We start from the raw sequence: 24,344 nt of genomic DNA, 5'->3' as shown, positions 1-24,344 counted from the left end.
TAGATAAAATCAACTTAATTGGAGATAATCATTCCAGGCCGGGAAATGCAAGTGTAAAGTTATTACATTGATAACCTGATTTTAAATTTATCCCAAAACATGAAATGGAGAGTCTACCCGGCAGCTTCGCTGCCAATCGAATGATCGCTGCCCCAACCAAACCCCACAATCAGTCCATCATAATTTTTATAAAAAATATATGGATAAACCTGTGTGTGACCCCCTATATATAACGGACACATACAGACATGGAGGCGCACCTGCACCCCCATGCTTCAACGCCCCCCCCCCCATGTCCCTAAAAAGTTGGAGCATTGTCTTTGTAATGGGCATTAGGATGCCGCTTGATCATTTTAAAGCCCTCTGTATAAAGAAAAGTACCTTCCAGGTTTAAAAAAGAATCATATGCCTCAACCTTTGGCGCATCCACTTCCACTTTAGATACAAGCACAAGTCTACCCTCAAGTTGATCTGCCCATGCCCTGGCTGCTTCGACTGGATTTGTAAAATCAGGCAGTACCGCCATAGGTTCTTTTGGTTTTAGCAGCTCTGCTTCCATGGCATTGAATGCACTGATAAATTTCTCGGTGAACTCTGCTGCTTTCTCACCACTCATTTTATTAATCAGAAAACTCATACCGTCACGGGTCAATTTGTACATCTTGTTCTTCTTACCTGTTGAGTCTTTATAATCACTCAACGCAATATTGCGTTCAGCAAAACTAATAGAACATTCAAGGCTTTCGATCTTTCTGATCACATCTGCATGTCTCTTCCCACATATTTCAGCAACCTTCCGGGAAGTGGTAGTGGGTACATTATCGTCATTCAGGATGACCAGATCTTTGATATCCATGGTTTGCCAAGTGCCTGTGTTATTTATCACAAGGTTGTGGAGCTTGTTAATGGTGTGTTTTGCTGAGTAGACCTGGGGAAGATGCGGAAAATGCTGCTGTGTTTTTAATATATTATAAAAAACACTCTGCAAGAATGGCCGGTGATGATGCCCATGGCTGATATAATTGAATTAAAATTCAAGACTGGGAAAGCCCTTTCTACAATATGTGGGGGGGGCTCATATTTTGTCTGGATCGAGCCCTATTAATAATAGTTGTCCGGGCCTTCAACTATATTAGATAAGCCCACGGCTTTGCCGGGAGACTCCCAGAGTTTGACATGTCCGAAATATATGAAAACCTCCAAAAATGTGAACCGTTTAAAGATCACAGAAAAGGGTTTCGATGAATACTTATCTATGCTGGGATAACAATAGTATTATCAATAAGCTACTTACAATCAAAAATTTTTAAAATTCATAGCATAAAAAAAAGGCAGAGACTGGAATGGCCCTGCCCTATTATGAAAATTGATATTGGGAGAAATTAATTAACTTTTCTTCCTATATCTTTTTATGCCAACCAGACCGAGAAGGCCTGAGCCAAGCAACCAGATGCCCCCGGGCACGGGGACAGATGATGGTGAAAAATTATCAAAGGCTAATCCTATTCCAGAAGTTTTTGATCCTATTTCATTGCTAACACTAATTTCTATTGAACTAATATCAAAGTTTGTTCCATAGTCAAAAGACCATTTCCAAGGCTTTCCATCCAAACTATTTGGGTCAGAAGGCTGTAGACCTACTGGGCTAATAATTGTTTCTATCAAACTATTACCGGAATCGTAAGCCTTTACTATCCACTGCTCAAAGCCACTCTGACTCGCATCAATATCCCATATCTGGGCCGATGCTGCTGAAACAGGAGTTGAATAAGATATTATCAAACTGGGCACGGGTTTTGATAAGAAATCTTGTGTTCCCAAACGTAAATAATAGTCACCTAATATTGATTCATAGTCAACAGCTGCTATGTCATAATTAGAACGAGTATCGTTGTAAAATCCATTCCCACTATCAGCTGAACCCTTCTTTTCAAGATATGGTGTTCCTCCAGTACTTGTACTAAAGGTAACTCCATAGAGAGCCTCATATTGGCTGCTAATTGCTAATTTATCGCTTGGCGACCCGCCTGGAACTGTCTCGAATGTTATAATTTTAGTTGCCGAATTTGCGTTTGGTAGTAAAAAGAAAACAAATAATAACAATAGAAATGTCGTGTGGAGAATGCTTTTCATAAATTAAACCCCTTTCTTAATTTTTCAACTCGAAATCCAGAACAGTCGTCTGGGAAAGATTTACAGCCACTAATAGAATTTTGGTCAGGATAAAACCACCGACAAATATTTTTTATATACTTTTCATAGATTTTGTTCTCCTTAGTTTGAGTTTTTATAATTATTCAGTTAAGGTAACTGGAAATAATAAAATTAGCGAGCTATAGTTTGTCGCAACCAAGTTATCTCCCTATGAAACCCTTTGGCTCTCCATCCCTACTTCACAACAGGTTTGGTTTTATCTATCTCCTCAAGGGAAAGAAGCAATAATCATGCCTTTTTTTTAGGCTATCAAAACACTTAAACCATAGTTTTTACGGTATTTTTGGTAATTTTTTTACTCAGAAAAAAATGTTATGAATTAAGAAATATTATTCCTAAGTATTTATACCTATTTCAATGTATAACAATATGATTTTATAGAGTATTTTGTGAGCGAGACAAAAAAAGGCTTATGAACAAAAATTCACACACATAAATGATTAAAATAAATAATCTAAACCATGCTGTGAAATTGAACTTCAATTATATGGAAAAATTCATAATAAAATTTATGAAGATCCCATGAAACTTTATTGGAGATAGAGCAGAAGCACGAAACCAGTCAACTCGGGTATTACAATATTTATTGATGCCCCATCACAGGAAAGACAGTTTACCCAGAAACATCCAGTATTTATCCTGGTCACAATCATAAAAAGATTGCCCAGATGGCTGCGTCCAATTTCTGATAAAACCGGGTGTACAGTATTGTCTATAAGACGGGTAGCTATAATAAATCTTTTGGTAAAGGACAAAGTAAAAGTATTGACCTGGCATGCTTATGCGGGGGGTCATAGGTGTTACATATGATTTCCCCCAAAAAAAAGACAGAGTCATTTCTGACCCTGCCTTTTTCATGATGTGCTATTGCTTGATGCTATTGTTTTTTTCTGGATACCCCTGCGAGGCCGAGAATGCCAAGACCAAAGAGGAGCATTGTTGCTGGCTCGGGAACTGGAGTAGCATGAAACGCAAAATCAAAGCCATCAAATACACCATTGTTATTTGTATGAGAAATAGTAAGAGAATTTACATTCGTAAATAATGCTAATCCGCCTTTTGCACCATTAGACAATGATATTTGTGATCCTGTAACCGACAAATTTGAAACCTCTGTTGGTGCTATTCCAAAATTTAACGAATCAGTCAAATTATCATTATCCAAAGCCACCAAAAGACTGCTTACAGTTTGTTCAAATACCAGTGTAAAATCACCACTAACGTGAAGATTATCAGTCAATTCAGGAACTAAGGCATCAAAAGCAAAGCTGCCATCAGTAGTGGTTCTTCCTGACCATAAATTAGTCGGACTTATACTCCACCCTATTCCATTACTGGTACCTGAAGCAGTTGCCTTTCCATCTAGTCCATCAGCCTGAACTGTGTTATAGTTCACAACATCAAAATCAAATAAGCTTAAATCAAAGCCACTTATCGTGGTAGCACTGGCAGTTCCTGTTACTAAAAACAGAGCACATAACAATAATAAAAATTTCCTCATGATAAGATCCTCCTGAATAATTTCAATACAACCTGGCTATCTTCCGATAAGACCCTTTGGCTTTCCGTCTCTGCTTCACAACAGATTTGGCTTTGTCAATTAATGTTTTATATTTTATGCAATAATTGATCCAGTTTTGCGACACTTGCTTGGTGGAAACGTTAAGACCACTTATAAGCATGGGCATTACAGATACTACTAAATGCGATTTATAAAATAAATATTACTCATGGCAGTATTGTGGTAAAAATGTGTTATAAAGGAGTAATTTTTGTGCTACTTTATCAATACTTTCTTTCCCAAAATCCCTTATAGATAAACCGATTCCAGTAATTGTCTATTCCCCAAGAATTGCTAAAAAAAATATACTGGCTATGACCAAAGTATACCCGGATAACTCCCATATAGGAATTTCATCAAAGTTTCTGCCTACGGTATTATCTATAACACGAATGGGGGGTCTACTCAGAAGCATGGACGGGGTGGGTCGCATGGCCCCCCCAGTCACCTATAAAATTGACATCCAGTCACAGTTTACCCAGGGATCATCCACAAAGCCCTTTCATTTGCCCATGTTCCGATAACCCTGGTTAGTCTGAAAGTAGAAGCTGAGCGAGTTCACCTGGGGATTGGTCTACCCGACAGGACAATGGTTTTTATCCATAAACACTGGGGATATTGTTTGGATATCAAAATTAACAGCTCTAAACAGGGCTTGTGCCTTATTGTAATTTCATTTGACCGGAAAGAGATACTACTACCCCATAAGGAAACACCTAAGCGGGATAAAATAGGCAGGAAGACTATTGTGATTGTGCTGAATCTGGCCTAAGGCACTTCCATTTATCCAGGTTCCTTGCATGCTTCTGGGAATAACGGGGGATAATTGAAGAACAAATGAAAATTATTAGACAATGCAACTGAACAATTAACAAATCTGATCCTATCCTAAAAACTGGTGGTCAAGTTAATCCAGAAGATCTTTTACATTCTCGTAAGAGATGGAGGCATGCCCCTCGGCAAAAGATTTCGAGTTTTTGAGTGCATCCAGTTTTAAGAGATTATCGGTTGTCGCATTGAAGTCAAATGTAACAGATGCCGCGCGTCCTTCTTCAGAGAGACTAACGGTGGATGCGCCAGTCGGGGTATCCGTGGAAATTTTGCTGTCCACCCCATGCGGTGCGGCTGTCTTCTTTTCTGGATGTTGTTTCGGCAAGTTCAAATGTGACGGATCAATGGCGCGTTTTTGATAATTTATATCCGGATTGATATCCATGGTTCCCCTTTTTTGTTTGAGGCAGTATTAATCACCTTGGTTTTTTGTCTAAGGATAACTAAAGCAAGTTCAATGCCAAATCTGAAATGGCGATTAATGGGAAAGGCGTTATGATTTGTTCGGTTTAAGAGGAAAAACTTGCCGGTAAAAAGGGGGCAAGTCTACCCAGAAATCATCCATCTGTCCATGCTCCTTGTCTACCCCTGGAAATGATGGGGGATAATACGGAGGTTTTTACACAGGATGAGCAGTCAGAATCTATAAAATTTGCACTGCTGCGCATTCAACCCCAATGCAAGCTTTTATAGAAAAGCTGACATTCATATACCCAGTATAAATCACTGCATCAGCCCTATTACCAGTGGTATCCACAGTTATCTCCAAAATAGCAGTTGACAATCCCAAAACTCAATGATAGTTTTATATCAAATATTGCCTAAAATATTACATTCACAAGGAGGTCTCACACCCATGAATGCTGGAAAGAAAACAACGGTTGAACCGATCCGAGAGTTAAAGGATATCAAAGCTATTAAAAAGACACTCAACGACAATCCCAGGGATCTTGCTATTTTTACCCTGGGTATCAACACCAATCTGAGAGCATCCGATATTATTAAGATTAAGGTAAAGCAGGTGGCCAATGCAGATGAACTGGTACTGATTGAAAAGAAGACAGGCAAGCCAAGACGGATCACATTAAACCAGCAGGTAAAGGATGTGGTCTCCAATCTCCTTGCATCTCAGCCCTATGACCCTGATGATTACCTATTCAAATCAAGGAAAAAAGGCGGTCCTCTTACATCTACTTCATTATCCAGGATGGTTAAAGGGTGGTGCAAGACCATTAATCTCAAGGGTAATTATGCCAGCCATACCCTCCGCAAGACCTGGGGATATCACCAGAGGGTTTCGTTTGGGACCGGGATACCTGTATTAATGGAATGTTTCAACCATAGCACCCAGAAGCAGACACTTGCTTACCTTTGCATCCAGGCTGAAGAGATCAGGAGTGTTTATCTGAATGAACTATGATCCCCACCCAATCCCCCATATTTAAAACAGGGCTGCGGGGAAATGGTGATCCTATTTAAAAAGTACAGACGATTTCCCACCGATAAGAACAGCAGCCGTTATGTTGATGCTAAAACATTAAATATTCTTATACGCTATTTCACTTCTGTAACAGTCTTACCAAAATCTCCCGGAAGTTAAAAGCTGTACCAATAACATTTTTACCAGTTACAACTGAACACTTTCAGTTCTGAGATAATTTTAGATGTGAAGCAAGGCCCTTACCTCTGAGCTATTACAGCTTTTTACCGCATTGATATTGGCATACTACCCAAGATAAAAAGACATGAAACAGAAGATTTTCGATCAGGTTGCCATTGAATTTAAGGGGGAAGGGTTACGCAGCAGCCAATGGTAAACCATTTACCGGGAATACTGTCAGAGGTATCCTGCATCGGCAGAAATAGCCTGGTAAATAATATAGCTACATTGTAGCTGTCAATACGGTTCTTTATATACCTATACTTGAAATCATTAGTGTTTCTACGCATAGAAACATAAAACACCAAGGTCTACCCGTGATAATATACAGTTGGTTGATGCCATTACAGCTGCCATTCCGTTTTTATCCCATTGGAAACCACAATATTAATGGGTAAACCGTGATTATACCCGTACATTTGTGATATAAGGGGTCCCGGATAGTTTCAAAATGGAACAGATGGTCCGGCGCAGCCGGGTATATATAGAAAGGTATGTGATGATGAAAGAAAGGGGATTGACTGATGAAGAGAAGGCAGATAAAGCCGAAAGGCTGAACCACTCCAGGGATATTTATGCCAGAAGGGCTGGTAATCATCCTGAAGTAATGGCTGCTCTGGAGTTTTTTTACGAACAGATTAAAGCTGAATACGATGTCAACCGCTCTGACAATGAAAAGAAATATAGACATCACATCAGGGTGTTTGTGCTGGATCTGTTTGTTGCCAACCAGCTTGATCCTGAAATGTACATCACATATTCCAGGAATAAAAATGATTATGCCAAGGGTAAACGGTACCGTAGGATGCACCTCCATCATGCTGTAACGATAAATGTCATCGAGTACCTGGAGACATCTGGATACATTGAACATCACAAGGGATTCCACGACAAGAAAACTGGTTATGGAAGACTGTCCCGAATCCAGGCAACAGAAAAGTTGATCCGATTGCTGGCAGATGAATACAAGATTGAAGTTGGCATGTATATTTGGGACTGGGATGACAGTCTACCCACTGTGACCCTTAGGGATGAAGAAAAAAAAGATATCCCATATGAAGATACAGAAGAAACCCTTGCAATGAAACAAAACCTCAGGATCATAAACCGTAACCAGGAGAAACACGCTGTACTACTATATCTTCCTAACAAGGGCTACAGGGAAATGTTTACCCGGATGCAGAAAGATTCTGGCAAAGGAGTGGCTGATTTCACCAGGAAAGGGATAAAAAGGGTTTTCAACAACAGCTCATTTAAACAAGGTGGCAGGTTTTATGAAGGATGGTGGCAGAACATCCCACGGGAGTATCGGCAGTTCATACGGCTAAATGACAAAGACGTGGTGGAGTGTGATTACTCTGGCTTGCACATCAATATGCTATATGCCATGAAGAAACTACCCATGCCAGAAGGGGATGTGTATCAAGATATTCCAGGGTATACCAACAGTGATGACCTAAGGGCTTTTGTAAAGCAGCTTCTGCTGACCATCGTGAATTCTGCAGATACCGAAGAAGCCAGGGGTGCAATGCACAGTGCAGTACACCTGGACAAAGCTGTAAAATTAACACAGGAAGTTCAAACGACTAAAGGTAAGGACATATTCCCACTGATTGCGGCATTTAAAGAAAGACATGAACCCATAAGCGATTACTTCTGTACTGGTGCTGGCATTGATCTCCAGTTCCTGGATTCCCAGATGGCAGAGCAAGTCCTGCTGCACTTTTCCAACATGGGATACCCAATACTCCCAGTCCATGACAGCTTTATCATCCATCATGGTTTAGAACAAGAGCTGAAGGATACCATGAATAAAGCCTTTAAAGATATGTTTGCTGTGAATATCAATATTGATCTGAAATATAATTCTATCAGAGAAAGACAGAAACAGGATGGTGATGAATCCTATATTTGTGAGTTAACATTACCTGAGCTTCTGGAAGATGTATCAGAAGATGGTGAATATGGGATTTATAATAAACTCCTTAATCAGTTTAGAAAGTACAAACAGAACCAAGGTAATAAGTCATGACAGTAACGGTTTACCCATGGATTGGATAATTCTTAAATATTATTATTAATCTGAAATATTATTATTAATGGGTATACCTGGGAAGTGTTCTGATTTGGGATCATCCCCCTTCCCAATACCAATACTATTTATTTGGATATTGTTATGGTAGATATATACACCATTACTAAGGCACCTAACTTATCACGCTGTTACTGGGTGTTTTCATGACCATTCCGTTGTAATGCTGGTGTTATTTGGTCATTTGCATCCGGAGTGTGATGCCATCCTTGGAAGTGTTGTACAAAGACCTGTGCCAGTATTTGCAATTCACATGGGTGGCAGTGTACACCTGCTTTTCCCCCAGTAGCCATGTTACCTTTCTGTTTCATACACCACAGCCAACCTGATCATGGGAAAGGGGGAAAGGTCTACTCACGATAATACACAGCTTTCAATGCCTTTTATTGATGCAGTTGCCGCAGATGATTCCGATTTATCCCATTAACAGGACATCCTACGATGATAATGGGTAGACGTGATAGTGCTGTTTTAAAGCTGTATAAGATTCAAGAAGACGGAGTAAGGTCAGCTCTTTTCAACTGAGATTGGTTTATTTAGTCTTTTCTACCTTAATTGCGGTTGCATTAATTCGCATGTATATTGAAAGATTATATATGACCTTGAACGGGTCGAGGTCATAATCTTCTACCTTTGTATTAACCCTTAAAATTCTTTCAACCTTGCCAGTTATCAATGCGTTTGCCCCAAGACTTGACGCTTTCCTTTGTAATTTCTGTCCAACCAGGAAGACAACGGTATATTCAATATCTGTCATCGGCTCTTCATCGAAAATTTCACCAATCACTTCATACTTTGCGTCTGGTGGTTCTGTGTACATTTCCAAGTATTCGGTGTTCGCACATACGCCTTGAGCTAACAGACAAGTAAAAGCCACCACAAAGCAAACTATCCATTTTTTCATTCAGTATCAATCCTGTATTAAATAGTATCTGCCAAATTGCCGTTGGCATCTTATAAAAGTGGATACCAATATGCAAGAGTGAACTTGTATTCAGCTGCCAGTAAAGGCCAAGCAATCGCCATTACTCAAATAGGAACAGCCAGATTTGTCATCCCCATTAAAAAATTGCATATCGGAATGACCATTATGATTGGGTATACCCTATTCAATATGCTGCTTGACAACTTCATTGCACCAAATATGAAATTCAGGGGAAAGGTATTTGGCATAAGCCAGGGCAACTTGATAATGCCCATAAGTTCCACCACCACCACCTGCACCACCACTGATTGCTTCCACGGTGTCCTTCTCAGGGATACCGAGTTTCTTTCCTAATGATTTCAGGAATTTTTTAGTGTCAACCTGTCTTAACCATTCGGCAGGTCTTTGGGAATTTTTACCATCTTCTGCTTTCCACATGTCTGTCAGATTGATTTTTTTGTCTTCTTTACTCTGGGTAGTCTGGATATGCCTTCGACTGGTGTTACCATTGGTAAAGATGTATGGGCAAAATCAGCATCGTATTAGAATGGGTATACCCTTCCTTTTATCTCCAATAAAATTTAATGGGTGTTTCGTTTATTTGATTGTGCTTTGTCAAATATAATTGAATGTCTCTTTAGGGGCGTTTATCAGGGTATGCTTTGGCAATGGTCCGTATATTTTTTAAAAATTTTATGCCCAAGCTGAAGGTCAACCCAGGATTTACTATGAATTTTATTTCACAGTTTGAGATTTCATTTAATGCCTTTAAAAACAAAGATTCCCATCAATGAATAGGTAAAAACACTTAGGAAAACAATTTCTTATTTTGGGAATATTTTTTCTATGGAAAAAAGTATGCAAAATTGTTGTAAATACCGTGTGTTAAGGTGTTTTACAGTTTTATGAAATGGCATAAATATTGCAAAAAAAACTGTAAAAGCCAAACCTGTTGTGAAGCAGGGTCGGAAAGCCAAAGGGTCTTATGGGGAGATAGCCTGGTTGCCTAAAATACAAAGGAGAAAAAATGAAAAAATTCAGAATTTTATTATTGACAATTATGTTTATATGTATTTCTGTAAGCCTTAATGCTGCGCCTCTGATCCCTAATAATGGCGGTACACCCAACTTATTTGAGGCTGTAAATTTATTAATTGATACAAGCTATACTAGTAATGCTGATATAGCAAGCAGACAAACCAATAACGATCAAGTTTGGTACAATATGGATGAATATGGAAACGAGCCTTGGGCGGTAATTGGTTTATCAGCAGGTTATACAAACACTCTTGGGATCTATACTGATCCAGGTGTTGGTGCTGTAAGGACAGACCTTTGGACTGGTACTGGTTTTGATTTTTTAGGTGATGGCACTGCAGCCAATCCTTTTCCAGGAGACAAGTTTGGTAATGTTGTTACAGAAGGCAGTAATTTCGGTTTTTATCTTTTTTCAGATGGAACTGATTATTTATATTCAGAAACCAGCTTGAATGCAAATGGCTTTGACTATATGACAACATATGCATTGCCTGAACTAATAGGTGAAACTATTTTTACTGATAACAACGGAACTAAGCTATCATGGACAGTCAAGGGTTCTGCTTATCTAATCGGCTTTGAAGATATTGTTGGTGGAGGTGACGGGGATTACAATGACACAATGTTTCTTGTTTCTAAGATTGCTCCCGTACCCGAACCTACCACAATGATTCTCTTTGGCATCGGCCTTTTAGGTCTTGCAGGAATTAACAGAAAGAAACATGCATAAAATTAGCACAAAGGGAAAACCATTTTTACAGGATAACGATGGTAGGCGTTTAGGAACCAATCGGCGGATATTTTCATACTCTGATTATTCCCCAGAACGAAGATCCGGTGAAGACAGAAGATCCGGTTTTGATAGACGCCTTAAATTAAGATAGTTAGTATTTCAAAAAATATGGGCAGGGTCATTCATTTGGCTCTGCTTTTTTTGTTTCTACTTTCCATTTTCTCTAATTATAAATTACATTATATGAACTAAATCCTGCGTCAGAAGCCATTTCTCCACTATAAATTATATAATATAAAAAATTGAACCGAGTCAGGAGTAGACTTCTGGCTTTGGTCCGAACCCGGATCATATTGCATGACAGCTGTTAATGCTTCCCCATATTTGGCAGCGGAATAATGCTGATATGGTTTTGGCAGGTGAAGTGGTATTATCTTTTTGTTTGCCGGATATTTGCCCTTGCTCAGCTCCTACTTCCAAGTTTACCCAGGATAACCTACGACTTTTACCACAGCAGGGGCATATAGATCTTCTATTCCATGAGTCTACTCTGGATTCAGGTGGTAAAAGGGAAACAAGCGTCTGAAATGGCCCTTGGATAGGGTTTGATTTTTCCGGGAAGGGCAGGGTGGACTGATGCCGTTGAGATTTGGGGGTGACATTGCCCAAGCAAGTCCACAAACTCTGGATCTTAATCTTGGTTCAATCTCTATCATCCCCATTAATCTCATCCCGTAATACCCCAGCACATTTAAAAGTCACAACCCGTCTTTTTTCCAGCATCATAGGTTCTCCCTTTGCAGGGTTCCTCCCCTTACGCGGTGCTTTCTCATTGACCTGGAACTTGCCAAAGCCTGATATCATAAGATCTTCTTCAGATGCCAGGGTTTCTTTGATGATTTCAAGAAGATGTTCGACTGTGTCTTTTGCTTCTGAGGTAGACAGCTCAAGTTCTTCGTATATTTTTTCAATGATGGTTGTTTTGGTACAGGTCAATTTGGGTGACATTCCTATTTTGGTTGAAATTGTACAATTTTAAAGGGGGTATCTATTATTTTAACGGGGTGTTGTCAAGGCATTGGTTGAAGCATATAAGATTGACCCTTGACTGGGGCTTGATTTTTCTGGGTAAAGCAGTATAAAAGGGTAGGGTGTATGGATTTAACCCATTGGGATTAGCATCCCCTTGACCCATACACTTTCGATTGCATGGCAATTGAACGAATACAAAATTTGCTTTAATAACAGCAACCTGGATGGAGCTTGGGTCATATACAGTCGATCCCCCTCAGCTCCACCAACATCCAATCAAGTCGCTGTTAACGCAGGGGCTTTTTTTGTTTCTAAGGCCTAAATTTTCATTCTTTCGTCTATTACACAACTTTGTTACACAACTTTGTGCAGATGGAGGATAAAATGAACATCACTTTTTCACCCACCTATCTTATCAGAAACCCATATTCTTATTGTTTCAGAATAACAGTTCCCAAAGACCTTTTAACCACCATATCCAGAAAAGAGTTGAGATATTCTTTAAAAACAGGCAATCTTTCCAAGGCCAAAGCCATGGCCAGACTGCTTGCTGGACAAATCCAGCTATTATTTAGAAAAATAAGGAGGGGTATGAATCTAACCAATGACCAGATTCTTCAGATAATCAAAACTTACAGGGACAAGCTTTTTCAGGAGTATGATCAGCCTGTAATATCCAATCAGTTTATTGATGAACGGGATTACCATCAGTATGAAACGGACGAGGATGCCGTCAGGGGAACCTTGACTGTACTTGACTGGAAGAAGGCAGAGTATAATGCAAAGGTACACTCAGGGGATTATTCTGATATTGAACCCATAGCAGCCCAACTGTTAGCGGACGAGGGTATTGCTGACGCAGATATAGATAAAGGATCACCTGTGTATGGGGAACTCTGTTCCGGCCTTTTAAGGGCAGAAATAAAGGGCTTTGAATACCAACAGGAGAAATTGTCTGGTAAATATTCGGATGATCTGGAAAAAGTACTGGAAAACAACTTACCTTCCCCTGACTTGCCCCAAAATCCCAAACAGGAACCTGTAAAAACCCCTAAAACCATCAGCCAGATCATGTCTGGCTTCTTTGAAAAAGGGGAACAAGAAAAAAAGTGGACTGAGAAGACCAGAGGGGAAGTCGAATCCAGTATGAATCTACTGGTGGAATTTTTTGGAGATGTTCGCATAAATTCCATGAACAGGACCATGATGGTGGAATATCAAAAAGCTCTATGGGGATTGCCCCCCAATATGACCCAAATCATACAATATAAAAACAAAACCATCCATGAAGTTCTGGCAATGAAGCCAGAGGAAACAATAAAAGCCCACACCTACAATAAATATATGGGCAGGGCTATTACACTCTTTGATTTTGCGGTTAATAACGAAGAGATGGACAAGAACCCTGCCATTGGCCTGAAAATGAAGATTAACAAAAGGAATGCTGATGCCAGGGAGATCTTTGATAAGGCAGATCTGGTAAATATTTTTAACTCTGACCAGTACAAGCAGGATACTTTTAAACAGCCATATCAATTCTGGACTCCCATAATGGCCCTGTTCACAGGTGCCAGGCTGAATGAGATAGCACAGCTTTATTTATCAGATTTCCAACAATATGAAGGTGTCTGGTGTATTAATATCAACGAAGATTCTGAAGATAAACGGCTTAAAAACCTTGCCAGTCACAGACTGATTCCCTTGCACCCATTCCTGTTAGAAGATTTGGGGATTATTAAAAGGGTAGGGCAGTTAATACAGAAAGGGGATGAAAGATTCTTCATGGAATTGCCTCCTGGCAGGGATGGTTACGGGAAAAATGTCAGCAGGTGGTTCAATGAACGATACAAACAATCTGTTGGGATTGCCAAAGAATCTGGCAAAGTCTTCCATAGTTTTCGCCATAGTTTTGCCACAAACCTGGCACATAATGATATCAATGATCACAGTCTAAAAGCCCTAATGGGACATTCTGAGGGATCTGTTACCTTTGATACTTATGCAAAAAGGGGTTTCCCCACCAAGCTATACAAGGATCTTGTGGGTCATCTGGATTATGGGATCAACCTGGAACACCTGAAACGCAGCAAATATGTTATCAAATAGTTAACTTGGCAAAATAAAAAAGAAAGCGGTGGAAACATCACCCTTTCTGCGTCATAATACTTTCACAGGTGCAGGCTTTCTCTTCTGATACAGGAATCCCAACAAGTCTGACCGTATTGGGCGCATCCTCTTCAACTTTTTCCTCCAGGGCAATATTCTTTTCGGTTGCTATTAAACGCCCGGATTCAACTTCATACTGTTTTTTAAAACTAGCATAGATAATCTCTACCAGTTTATCCGTTGGAAGTTCATGGAGTTTTGATGTTTCTGGTTTCTTCAGTAGTTCTGCTTCCATGGCATCAAATGCATCAGCATATTTTTTTCTGAACAGGGTTGCCTTCTCTCCAGTGAAAGAACCAACCAACTGGGTATGACCAGAATCCCACAATACAGTAAGGAGCTTTGTTCAAGAGGTATCCAGATGCCATCATCATGACCGAGAAGAAATCAGGGACTACTCGAAAAGGACGTGAACAGCGGGAACATGGATTCTATAACGTATAATATGAGGATTCACATTTTTATATCAATTTTACACATCTATAGAACTTATATTGTTAGATCGGGTTCAAGATTTTAATCACCCTTGACGAGATAGGCGAATATTTTCTGTCAAAGCAAAGAGTTTATACCCACTAAACCTTCTATCATGCCCAGACCTTCTTTCAGGGGAATACGTTTGATATGATAACATCCGTCTGTCATATGTTGAGTGTCTCTTGTCTTTGTTTAATAATAATATGTTCTTCTTCATGTGCATTAAACTCCTGGAGTTGTTTTCTACCGATTCCTGCAAGGGCCAAAAGGCCAACGCCAAGAATAAGCATAGTAGTTGGTTCTGATAGGTTGTGTATATGGACATGAACCCAGCTCAGGACAGGGGGTAAAAGTAGACCAAAGGATAATACAGCGACAACAACAACTTTTTTCATTTTTCTTTCTCCGAATCAGTATGGTTCAGTCCATAAGCACACAACAGTAACTGATATAGCAAAAAGAGTGCCACAAGTAACATTCCATTAACGAAGGGCTTCTTGGTCCTTTTCAGTCTATTCTTGATAATTATTTTGGTAAAAAAAGTGCGTATTTATGTAAAAAAGGTTATAATTATTGTGTTTTTAATACATACTCTGTCTGGTCTTGAGCAGAAATATAGATTTTCTTTATTGACTTAAAGCCCTGCTTGGATTTGGTATCATAGGCCTTTCAAGCTTTATGTTGCAGATACAACCACTAATCTGAATACATGGCAGCAGCTGGATCATCGGAAAAATATCGAGTATACCCATCCAGTCACATGTGCCAGCAGGAAAACGGTCCTCCTTTGTAAAAAGCCCAACCGTCTACCCATGATCATTAAAACTTTTCGCTCAGGGAGGGCATTTTGGACTGGGATTCCAATATAGACAGGGCAGGGATCATTACCATTTTCAACTGGTGTCATATGATCCCCAAGAGGATAAGAACTATTAGAATTATGTTCAGTCCTAAAGATAGACACAACATTATCTTATATATTTTTATTTTTCCCTCTTTTTCCCTTTCGGTCTTCTCAAAGGCTTGAGTGATCGTATTAATTCCCATTGCTTACACCTCCTGTCGCAGTTTGCACCCACCAGAGATTACACTTCGGGTTGTAAGACCTTCTACTCTTTCATGATTGACCAGAGATATCGGTTTTTACTCTGTAGATCATACGAACTCCAATCCGAGGATCTCACCCAGCTTTCCCGACGCTCCCCTGAAATCCGTCTTTCAAATTTTCGCCTTTCTGAAGTAACCTGATCAATGTTCAGTTTTCTACGATTAATATTGCTTCTGGAGTCAATACCAGACCTTGGTATGCTCATATGGACCTCCGCCTTAATTGCATTTAAAAATAAAAAATATGTGCAATTTTTATTAGGACCGAAAAATAAGTTACAAAACAATAAGCAGTAAGAATGAGGCTGATCTACGATTTTTTTTATAAAGATATCTGCACATCTAAGCATTGTCAATCAGGGAAACCCTTAGTTTTGATTAAACTTGCCTGTTATTTTCAGAGTCTACCCAGGGCAGCTTCGCTGCCAATCGAATGATCATTGCCCCAACCAAACCCCACAATCAGTCCATCATAATTATTATAAAAAATATATGGGGAAACCTGTGTGTTACCCCCTATATGAACTCGGATGTACCACTGCCTGGCGGCACCTGCACCCCCATGCTTCAACGCCCCCCCATACCCTAAAAAGTTGGAACATTGTCTTTGTAATGGGCATTAGGATGCAGCTTGATCATTTTAAAGCCCTCTGTATAAAGAAAAGTATCTTCCAAGTTCAGGAAAGAATCATATGCTTCAACTTTGGGTGCATCCACTTCAATCTTTTCAGCCTGTCTTCCAGCTAACAGCAATGCCTGTGATAGAGTTTGGGGGATTTCCCAGGTATTTTCTTTAGGTTTATTCAGTTCCTCTTCCATGGCAAAGAATGCGTTATTGAATTTGGCCTTGAAGACTGTTGCTTTCTCCCCGGTAAAACTCATGACCAATTGGGAATATGCTTTGCGATCCATCTGGTACATGGGGCGATCCACATTGTTTCCACCAAGATAAGAGACCAGCGCAAAATTGCACCCGTCTATTTCGTTCGCTTTCAAGACAGGAATAATGGTACGAATGGACCTCATCACATCTTTATGTTCTTTCCCAAAACTTTCTGCAACTTTTAAGCTGGTGGTGGTTGGTACATTATCGCCATTTAAGATGACCAGATCTTTGATATCCATAGTTTGCCAAGTGCCTGTGTTATTTATCACAAGGTTGTGGAGCTTGCTGATGGTGTGTTTTGCTGAGTAGACCGACTAAATAAGCGGGAAATGCTGCTGTGTTTTTTATATATTAAAGAGTTGAATCCCGGGAAGTGGGTTTTGATTCGGTGCCTGGCTCATATGGATTAATCTGAATTTAGAGAGGAATAGGCCGATAAAAGCGAAAAAGGCAGGGCCAAATGAATGACCCTGCCTCTAAAGCTGATTCTATAAAAACTTTTTATTATTATTTTCTTCTGCTGACTCCTGCAAGACCTAAAAGGCCAATGCCAAAGAGGAACATTGTTGCTGGCTCGGGTACTGGATTTCCTGTGACAAGAATGTCATAACCAGTGCCGCCACCATGGTCTTCTCTTAAAACTTGTAGATAATGAGTTCCAGCAGATAAAGAACCAATATCAAGACTGTATTCCCATTGATAAGAAGAACCGCTATTCATCCAACCATTTTGGTAAACTCCATCGAGCCAGACGAAAATACCATTATCTACTCCAAATAATGCAGACACATTATCGTATCCACCGCTAAATTCATAAACAATAGCTGTTTCATCATTCACTTGCCAATCTCCAGGAATGATCTGATTACTCCAGTTAGTGTCAGTACTTAAACTTCCAGGATCTGTTAACCAGGCTCCTAAAGATGAGCTTGCCGCAGATAAGTCTGGAAGGGGTATGTTAATAGAAGTTGGGTCGCCTGCAGTAGCAAATGAACCGTCGAGAGTCCTTCCTAAAGAAAAATTATAGTATCCCAAATCACCATTTTGAATAATAGTTGATGCATTGACACTTGCGCACAATAATAAAAAAGAACAAATAATCATGAATAGTTGTTTCACAGGTAGTATCTCCTTAAATTTATTTTAACTTTGTAACCAGGCTTTCTCCCCTTGAGACCCTTTGGCTCTGTCTTACTATGTTTATGCAATATATATTCCTACAATATAATCAAAATCATAATATTTTTAAGGCATTGATTTAATTTATATAAATTTCGGATAAATAAGTTCCAGATTAATAGAAAAATACAAATTCATTAAAAATGGGGTATAAATGTGATAAGATATGTAAAAAATGTAATAAGATTGTGGTATTTTACACTGTTGTTTTCATAAACCTTTTCAAACTTCTGAAAGTTTTAGCCTTTGATGTGAAATTCATCTGGTACAAGGCATTTTTAAATAAATCGGTTCCCCGATAAATAATTGGAGATAGAGCAGAAGCACAAAACCAGTCAACTCGGGTATTACAATATTTATTGATGCTCCATCACAGGAAAAACAGTTTACCCAGAAACATCCAGTATTTATTCTGGTCACAATCATAAAAAAATTGCCCAGATGGTTGCGTCCAATTTCTCATAATACCGGGTGTACTGTATTCTCTATAAGACTGGTAGCTATAATAAATATTTTGGTAAAGGACAAAGTAAAAGTATTGATCTGGCAGGCTTATGCGGGGGATCATGGGTGTTACATATGATTTCCCTCAATAAAAAAGGCAGAATCATTTCTGACCCTGCCTTTTCAATAATGTGCTATTGCTTGATGCTATTGTTTTTTTCTGGATACTCCGGCGAGGCCCAAGAGGCCGATACCAAAAAGAATCATTGTGGCTGGTTCGGGTACTGGCGCCATTCCATTTTCATAATCTAAAGTAAAGACAGAATTTTTTAAATTTAAAGCACCCTCAAAATCCCCAGTGGCTGTAATCGTTACTGAAAGATCCTCCCCTGTAGCCCATGTACTAAAAGCAGTTTCAATTCCAAAAGTACTTATTGAGGGTGTATCCCAGCTTATGGTTTCCCAGTTCCACACCCAAAAAGATCCATGGGTTTCTATATAGGAACCGTGACTTCCACCTGGGGTTAAGGTGCCGATAACAGTGCCTTCTATGGCAACAGAATCATTATTTCCCTTTATCCAATAACCGCTTACCGTCAACTCTGCAGAGTTGACGATGTCCCACGGGACCTCAAAATCACTCGGTGTGCTATGGTTATAGGTTAGTGAAGAAGGATGCGCAATACCTGCAATTATACCTTCTGCCAATGTTACATTTAAAATTTTTGTCTCTGTAAATGTTAACGCACTTGCAGTACCTGCAACCGTAAATACTAATAATACCCCTGCTAAAAAACTAAACAGCTTTTTCATATAAGTCCTTTTGTATTAGTCAATGGCAACCAGGCTGTCTCACCGTGAGACCCTTTGGCTTTCCGTCACTGGTTCACACCAATTTTGGCTTTTCATCAATTCGAGCTGGTAATTAGCAAGAATCAAGCCAGTATTGATCATAGACTGATACAAAATGTTAACCCCATGTTATTTAAATTAAATTATCTACATTACTTAATATCACTTGTTAAATGAATTGAATTCACGCAAAGATTGGGGAATTAATGTACTAAAATTTATGTATTTTATGTAATACAATTTCGATACTTTTTTCCCCACATTTCCCTTATATTGAAGCCGATCCCAGCAATTGTCTATTCCCCAAGAATTGCTAAAAAAAATATACTGACTATGGCCACAGTATACCCGGATAAACTCCCCTATAGGAATTCCATCAAAGTTTCTGCCTACGGTATTATCTATAACACAGATGGGCGGTCTACCCAGAAGCATGGTTGGGGTGGGTCGCATGGCCCCCCCAGTCACCTATAAAATTGACATCCAGTCACCAGTCTACCCAAGAATAATCCACAAAGCCCTTGCATTTGCCCATGCTCCGATAACCCTGGTTGTCATGAAAGTAGAAGCTGAACGAGTTCACCAGGGGATTAGTATACCCAACAGGACAATGATCCTTATCCATAAACACTGGGAATATTGTTTGGATATCAAAATTAACAGCTCTAAACAGTGCTTGTGCCTTATTGTAATTTCATTTGACAGGAAAGGGATACTACTACCCCATAGGGAAACATCTAAGCGGGATAAAATAGGCAGGAAGACTATTGTGATTGTGTTGAATCTGGCCTAAGGCACTTTCATTTATCCAGGTTCCTTGTCTGCTTCTGGAAATGATGGGGGATAATGCAGAGGTATTCATACAGAGGGGCAGTCAGGATTTATAAAGTTTGCCCTGCTGCCTATCCTAATTATCTTCAAAATATTGATTAATAAGCTCATGATGTGAAACTTCTTGGCCTTGATTGATAGCTTTTTTCTTTTTTGTCCTGGAGTTGGACTGATCATAACCGATAGCAGAAAGGATCTGTGCCATCTGCAAGCTATCAAGTTTAACCTCTCTTTGAACATTTGCAGGTGCATTGGAATTAATCAATGCTTGTAAATCAGATTTGTTTATTGTGGTAGGGGTATTCAATTGAGCGAAGGTTAGAACTGCACTGACGATTATTGCCGCAACAGATATCCCGATTGCCCACATTGAATTTTTATTAGCTGACCTTGCTGCTGTTCTGCTTTCCTGGAGTTCTCGGTATTCTATAAGCCTAAAATAGTATTCATTTTTGAGCACATAGGTCGTTTTCGATTTTGCTCCATGAGCATAATTGCTTTGTTGAAAGCACTCTAAAAATAAGTTTTTAAATGCAAACCTTTTTATCTGCTGGTCTACGTCTTCCACATCAGGGTCTAAATAGCCATCAAGCTCAAGATAACCATGTTCAGAACCCCAAACATAGAGTTCTTCTACCGTTAAGCCTTCTATTCCTTTTTGTGCCCCATACTTTAGTACTTCAATAAAGATAGAATCTTCCATGCAGCACCTGTCCTTAAAAAATTAAGTTTTTTTCCATATCTTTTTTTATTTTAATTCGGCACATCGTCAAGTACCTTACAGGGTTTACTCAGTAAAGCAAACTCAGAATAGAACTTTAAACAATCCCAGTCCAACAGTATAAAACACCCTGGTTCACTCAGTTTATCTGATGGCATTGTAGTGTTCATTACAAATGAAATATGAATGGATATTTCCCAATCATCTCAGGAGAATTAAATCTGATGAAACTCTTTTAGGAATTCTTTCTTACTCTGGAGAAATTTTCTGTGTCCCTCAAAATTCAATGGTCGTTTTGCCTCCTTAAAAGCCGTGGTGATCACTCCCCAGTTTGAATTCCTGGCAAAAAAGACAACCACATCAACATTGCTTTGTTCCCATTTGTTGTGAACGATATGGTCATCCCCAGAAGCTTCCACGGTTTTGACTTGAATCCTGAAGTAATTCGGACCGTCCGATATTAGAATGTCTGTCTGATGTCCATTATCCAATACTGGGGTAAAAACTTGCCAGCCATCTTGCATTAGCCAGCTAATAACCCTACTTTCAAAGGAAGTGTTTTTCATCGCTTGGTGAGTACCAGATTTCGTTTGAGTAAGTCTTCTTGGCATTTTTTTCCTTTTAGTTACAAAGTTTGTCTTCCTGCTATTAGCAATATTAAATCACCCTGTAAAACATTTTCTCCACTGATGTATGTACAAATTTTAGGATAATGTACACTACAAAAGCGCTGTAATGTGCATAACAATCCAAACATAAAAACAATGTAAAGCCAACACACAAGATTATCACAGTGATTATTCGTTATTTATTCTTTAGAATTCATAACATTTATCTTGACTGATTCCCATTTCCCCTGTATCCATATTTTACCAAATGAAACAAAAATGGAGGTGGATCACCATGGAAGTATTTGCATATCTGAGGGTGTCGGGAAAAGGTCAACTCGATGGATCTGGATTTGAGCGGCAGCTTGAGTCAGTTACTGCCTTCTGCTCACAACAGGGATATAAAGTGCAGCAGGTATTCCAAGAACAGGTTTCAGGCACCACAGGGGAAGAAGACCGCCAGGAGTTTGCCCTGATGGTAGCTGCTATCCTGAAGAATGGTGTAAATACGATCATTGTTGAGTCTTTAGACAGGCTTGCCAGGGAATACAGGATACAGGAACAGTTGCTGATCTACCTGGCATCCAAAGGTATCCACCTCATTGCTGCCAATACAGGAGAGAATATCACTGATGCCATGAATTCAGACCCAATGAAAAAGGCCATGGTTCAGATACAGGGTGTTTTTGCAGAGCTGGATAAATCCCTCCTGGTCAAAAAGTTAAGGACTGCCAGAGAGCAGAAAAGGGAACAGAATGGCAAGTGTGAAGGCAGGAAGGGGTACAAGGACACTGCGGAAGGGGTGATCATACTCAAAGAGATCAGACGGCTCAGAAGAAAACGGAAAGGTGGGAAAGGAAAGACCTATGATCAGGTTGCAGCAGAACTCAATGAACAGGGTTATGCAGCAGCCAATGGTAAACCATTTACCGGGAATACTGTCAGAGGTATCCTACATCGGCAGAAATAGTCTGGTAAATAATTTAGCTACATTGTAGCTGTCAATATGGTTCTTTATATGCCGACACTTGAAATCATTAGTGTTTCTACGCATAGAAACATAAAACACCAAGGTCTACCCGTGATAATATACAGTTGGTTGATGCCATTACAGCTGCCATTCCGTTTTTATCCCATTGGAAACCACAATATTAATGGGTAAACCGTGACAATACCTGTGCGACAATGATATAAAATCCTGGACAATTATAAAAATGGAGCATGACGCCCCGGCGCAGCCGGGTATATATAGAAAGGTATAGGATGGAGAAAGAAGGGGGACTGACCAAGGAGGAAGTAAAGAAAAAAGCTGAGGAGCTGAATTATTCCAGGGATATTTATGCCAGAAGAGCAGGCAGGTATCCACAGGTAAAAGACGGCTTGGACTTTTTTTACAAAGAAATCAGTGCAGAATATAACGTCAAACGATATGCAAAGAAGTACAGGGACCATATCAGAATATTCATTCTGGATCTGCTTGTTGCAGACGTTGTGAATCCAGAAATGTATCTCACTTATTCCAAGAACGGAAATGATTATAGTCCCAAGGGACGGTATGGAAAGATTCATCTTAGCTATGATGTCACCCTTAATGTCGTCAGATACCTGGAAAAATACGGATACATTGAACACCACCCAGGTAAAAAGAATATCAGGCTACCAAGGATCAGGGCTACCAAAAAGCTTATTGATCGTTTAATAAAGGATTTCAAGATTGAAGTGGGTATGTACATCTGGGATTGGGATGAAGCCAACAACCCTACCGTTATATTACGGAAAAAAAAGATAAAGAAAGACGATCCATATGAAGAGATTGATTACAAGGAAACAGAAGATACCCTTGGAATGAAAAAGAATCTCAGACTGATTAACCGGAATAATGAAAAACATGCAATTTTCCCTTACATCCCTGATGACAGTTACAAAAAGCTGTTCATCCGTATGGGAAAGAAAGGTTCAAGCAAAGGGGTGGCGGATCTTACCAGGAAATGGAATAGGAGAGTCTTTAACAATGGTACATTTGCTGATGGTGGCAGATTCTATAGTGGATTCTGGCAGAGTCTTCCCAAGGAATACAGGCAGTACATCCGCCTCAATGGCAAAGATGTGGTTGAATGTGACTACTCTGGACAGCATATCCATCTGCTTTATGCACTTGAAGAAAAGAAAGCACCTGAAGGAGATGTGTACCACTTACCAGGGTATTCAAATGATAAAACCTTCAGGGATTTTGTTAAAAGGCTACAACTGGTACTGCTAAATTCAAAGAGCCGTGATGAAGCCAGAAGGGCAATATACAGTGCTGTCCGTATGGCTAAGACTCTTGAGCTTCCAAAAGAAGTACCATCTACAAGGGCTGAAGATCTGTACCCACTTATGGATGCATTTGAAAAGAAGCATCATCAGATCAAACAGTATTTTTTTACAGGGATTGGTATAAAACTCCAAAACATTGATTCCCAGATGGCAGAGCAAGTCCTGGTACACTTTTCCAACATGGGATACCCTATACTCCCAGTCCATGACAGCTTTATCATCCATCATGGTTTGGAACAAGAGCTGAAGGATACCATGAATAAAGCCTTTAAAGAAATATTAGAGGTAAATATTGATATTGAAATTGAACTGAAATACAACTCCATTGAAGTAAGACAGAAACAAGAAAAGACAGATGATCCAGACTATTTACCAGGACCATGTAATTTATCTTTACCTGAACTCCTGGAAATAGAGTCTGAAGATGGTGAATATGGAATTTACCATAAGCTCTTTAACCAGTTTATGAAATATAAACAAAGGTAAAGGTAAAGGTAAACCAGAGTATACCTAATCTGAATTATCCATACGTAATATACCTGGGAAGCAGTTTATGATTTGGGATCATCCCCCTCCCATATAGATAGATTAGAATATCTATTATGAAATTTAAGATAAGAATATGTACCATAACAAATTATATATACCACTACTAATAGACCTAATTTATT

The 24,344-nt window shown here is 39.4% G+C and carries 21 protein-coding genes and 3 riboswitches; of the genes, 7 read left to right on the top strand and 14 right to left on the bottom strand.

Annotated elements, in window-relative coordinates:
• Positions 1-298: 298 nt before the first annotated feature.
• From ACZ45G_RS12620 to ACZ45G_RS12605, 4 genes are all read right to left on the bottom strand, one after another.
• Complete coding sequence (locus ACZ45G_RS12620) at positions 299-856, bottom strand: Rha family transcriptional regulator (protein ID WP_464178606.1); 558 nt, start codon at positions 854-856, stop codon at positions 299-301.
• Positions 857-1,386: 530 nt separating this feature from the next.
• Positions 1,387-2,133, bottom strand: a complete 747-nt coding sequence (locus ACZ45G_RS12615) for a hypothetical protein (RefSeq protein ID WP_464178604.1) — start codon at positions 2,131-2,133, stop codon at positions 1,387-1,389.
• Positions 2,134-3,091: 958 nt separating this feature from the next.
• Positions 3,092-3,715, bottom strand: a complete 624-nt coding sequence (locus ACZ45G_RS12610) for a PEP-CTERM sorting domain-containing protein (RefSeq protein WP_464178602.1) — start codon at positions 3,713-3,715, stop codon at positions 3,092-3,094.
• A gap of 23 nt (positions 3,716-3,738) precedes the next feature.
• A riboswitch (cyclic di-GMP riboswitch) is annotated at positions 3,739-3,816 on the bottom strand.
• A gap of 866 nt (positions 3,817-4,682) precedes the next feature.
• Positions 4,683-4,991, bottom strand: a complete 309-nt coding sequence (locus ACZ45G_RS12605) for a hypothetical protein (protein ID WP_464178600.1) — start codon at positions 4,989-4,991, stop codon at positions 4,683-4,685.
• 471 nt (positions 4,992-5,462) lie between these two features.
• Between ACZ45G_RS12605 and ACZ45G_RS12600 the strand changes: the two genes are divergently transcribed.
• Together ACZ45G_RS12600 and ACZ45G_RS12595 are read left to right on the top strand one after the other, a co-directional pair.
• Positions 5,463-6,026, top strand: coding sequence for a tyrosine-type recombinase/integrase (locus tag ACZ45G_RS12600; RefSeq protein WP_464178597.1), 564 nt, complete (start codon positions 5,463-5,465; stop codon positions 6,024-6,026).
• A 691-nt stretch (positions 6,027-6,717) separates the two neighbouring features.
• The gene (locus tag ACZ45G_RS12595; RefSeq protein WP_464178595.1) at positions 6,718-8,298 is read left to right on the top strand and encodes a hypothetical protein; all 1,581 of its coding nucleotides are present in this window, start codon (positions 6,718-6,720) and stop codon (positions 8,296-8,298) included.
• Between the two features lie 592 nt (positions 8,299-8,890).
• On the opposite strand, the gene ACZ45G_RS12590 is transcribed toward ACZ45G_RS12595, so the two are convergent.
• On the bottom strand, positions 8,891-9,262 hold the full coding sequence (locus ACZ45G_RS12590) for a hypothetical protein (RefSeq protein ID WP_464178593.1): 372 nt from the start codon (positions 9,260-9,262) through the stop codon (positions 8,891-8,893).
• Between the two features lie 201 nt (positions 9,263-9,463).
• Positions 9,464-9,769: a KilA-N domain-containing protein gene (locus ACZ45G_RS12585; protein WP_464179941.1), complete on the bottom strand. Its 306-nt coding sequence runs from the start codon at positions 9,767-9,769 to the stop codon at positions 9,464-9,466.
• A gap of 446 nt (positions 9,770-10,215) precedes the next feature.
• A riboswitch (cyclic di-GMP riboswitch) is annotated at positions 10,216-10,293 on the top strand.
• 17 nt (positions 10,294-10,310) lie between these two features.
• Here ACZ45G_RS12585 and ACZ45G_RS12580 point away from each other — a divergent pair.
• Positions 10,311-11,051, top strand: a complete 741-nt coding sequence (locus ACZ45G_RS12580) for a DUF4114 domain-containing protein (protein WP_464178591.1) — start codon at positions 10,311-10,313, stop codon at positions 11,049-11,051.
• A 705-nt stretch (positions 11,052-11,756) separates the two neighbouring features.
• Here ACZ45G_RS12580 and ACZ45G_RS12575 read toward each other — a convergent pair.
• The gene (locus ACZ45G_RS12575) at positions 11,757-12,050 is read right to left on the bottom strand and encodes an integration host factor subunit alpha (RefSeq protein WP_464178589.1); all 294 of its coding nucleotides are present in this window, start codon (positions 12,048-12,050) and stop codon (positions 11,757-11,759) included.
• A gap of 420 nt (positions 12,051-12,470) precedes the next feature.
• On the opposite strand from ACZ45G_RS12575, the gene ACZ45G_RS12570 reads away from it, so the two are divergent.
• A complete protein-coding gene (locus tag ACZ45G_RS12570) occupies positions 12,471-14,192 on the top strand; it encodes a DUF6538 domain-containing protein (RefSeq protein WP_464178587.1) in 1,722 nt (573 codons plus the stop codon).
• A gap of 37 nt (positions 14,193-14,229) precedes the next feature.
• Here ACZ45G_RS12570 and ACZ45G_RS12565 read toward each other — a convergent pair whose 3' ends face one another.
• The 5 genes from ACZ45G_RS12565 to ACZ45G_RS12545 form a co-directional block, all read right to left on the bottom strand.
• Positions 14,230-14,556 (bottom strand): hypothetical protein, encoded by a 327-nt coding sequence (locus ACZ45G_RS12565; protein WP_464178585.1) that lies wholly within the window; start codon positions 14,554-14,556, stop codon positions 14,230-14,232.
• Positions 14,557-14,893: 337 nt separating this feature from the next.
• Positions 14,894-15,124 carry a PEP-CTERM sorting domain-containing protein gene (locus ACZ45G_RS12560; RefSeq protein ID WP_464178583.1) on the bottom strand — a complete coding sequence of 77 codons (231 nt, stop codon included), beginning with the start codon at positions 15,122-15,124 and terminating at the stop codon, positions 14,894-14,896.
• A 1,297-nt stretch (positions 15,125-16,421) separates the two neighbouring features.
• Positions 16,422-16,961: a Rha family transcriptional regulator gene (locus ACZ45G_RS12555; RefSeq protein ID WP_464178581.1), complete on the bottom strand. Its 540-nt coding sequence runs from the start codon at positions 16,959-16,961 to the stop codon at positions 16,422-16,424.
• A 268-nt stretch (positions 16,962-17,229) separates the two neighbouring features.
• Positions 17,230-17,841 (bottom strand): PEP-CTERM sorting domain-containing protein, encoded by a 612-nt coding sequence (locus tag ACZ45G_RS12550; protein ID WP_464178579.1) that lies wholly within the window; start codon positions 17,839-17,841, stop codon positions 17,230-17,232.
• Positions 17,842-18,552: 711 nt separating this feature from the next.
• Positions 18,553-19,158, bottom strand: coding sequence for a PEP-CTERM sorting domain-containing protein (locus ACZ45G_RS12545; protein ID WP_464178577.1), 606 nt, complete (start codon positions 19,156-19,158; stop codon positions 18,553-18,555).
• Positions 19,159-19,179: 21 nt separating this feature from the next.
• Positions 19,180-19,257: riboswitch (cyclic di-GMP riboswitch) on the bottom strand.
• 391 nt (positions 19,258-19,648) lie between these two features.
• Between ACZ45G_RS12545 and ACZ45G_RS12540 the strand changes: the two genes are divergently transcribed.
• A complete protein-coding gene (locus tag ACZ45G_RS12540) occupies positions 19,649-19,990 on the top strand; it encodes a hypothetical protein (protein WP_464178575.1) in 342 nt (113 codons plus the stop codon).
• A 114-nt stretch (positions 19,991-20,104) separates the two neighbouring features.
• On the opposite strand, the gene ACZ45G_RS12535 is transcribed toward ACZ45G_RS12540, so the two are convergent.
• Positions 20,105-20,731 carry a hypothetical protein gene (locus ACZ45G_RS12535; RefSeq protein WP_464178573.1) on the bottom strand — a complete coding sequence of 209 codons (627 nt, stop codon included), beginning with the start codon at positions 20,729-20,731 and terminating at the stop codon, positions 20,105-20,107.
• A gap of 233 nt (positions 20,732-20,964) precedes the next feature.
• Positions 20,965-21,360 carry a hypothetical protein gene (locus tag ACZ45G_RS12530; protein WP_464178571.1) on the bottom strand — a complete coding sequence of 132 codons (396 nt, stop codon included), beginning with the start codon at positions 21,358-21,360 and terminating at the stop codon, positions 20,965-20,967.
• 292 nt (positions 21,361-21,652) lie between these two features.
• Here ACZ45G_RS12530 and ACZ45G_RS12525 point away from each other — a divergent pair, with 292 nt between their 5' ends.
• On the top strand, positions 21,653-22,327 hold the full coding sequence (locus ACZ45G_RS12525; protein ID WP_464178569.1) for a recombinase family protein: 675 nt from the start codon (positions 21,653-21,655) through the stop codon (positions 22,325-22,327).
• A 293-nt stretch (positions 22,328-22,620) separates the two neighbouring features.
• Entirely contained in the window at positions 22,621-24,159 is a 1,539-nt protein-coding gene (locus ACZ45G_RS12520) for a hypothetical protein (RefSeq protein ID WP_464178567.1), read from the top strand.
• Positions 24,160-24,344: the final 185 nt, after the last annotated feature.

The organism is Desulfoconvexum algidum, assembly GCF_055382125.1.
The sequence above is the reverse complement of the archived record's forward strand: the minus strand, read 5'-3'. Positions and strand labels throughout refer to the sequence as shown.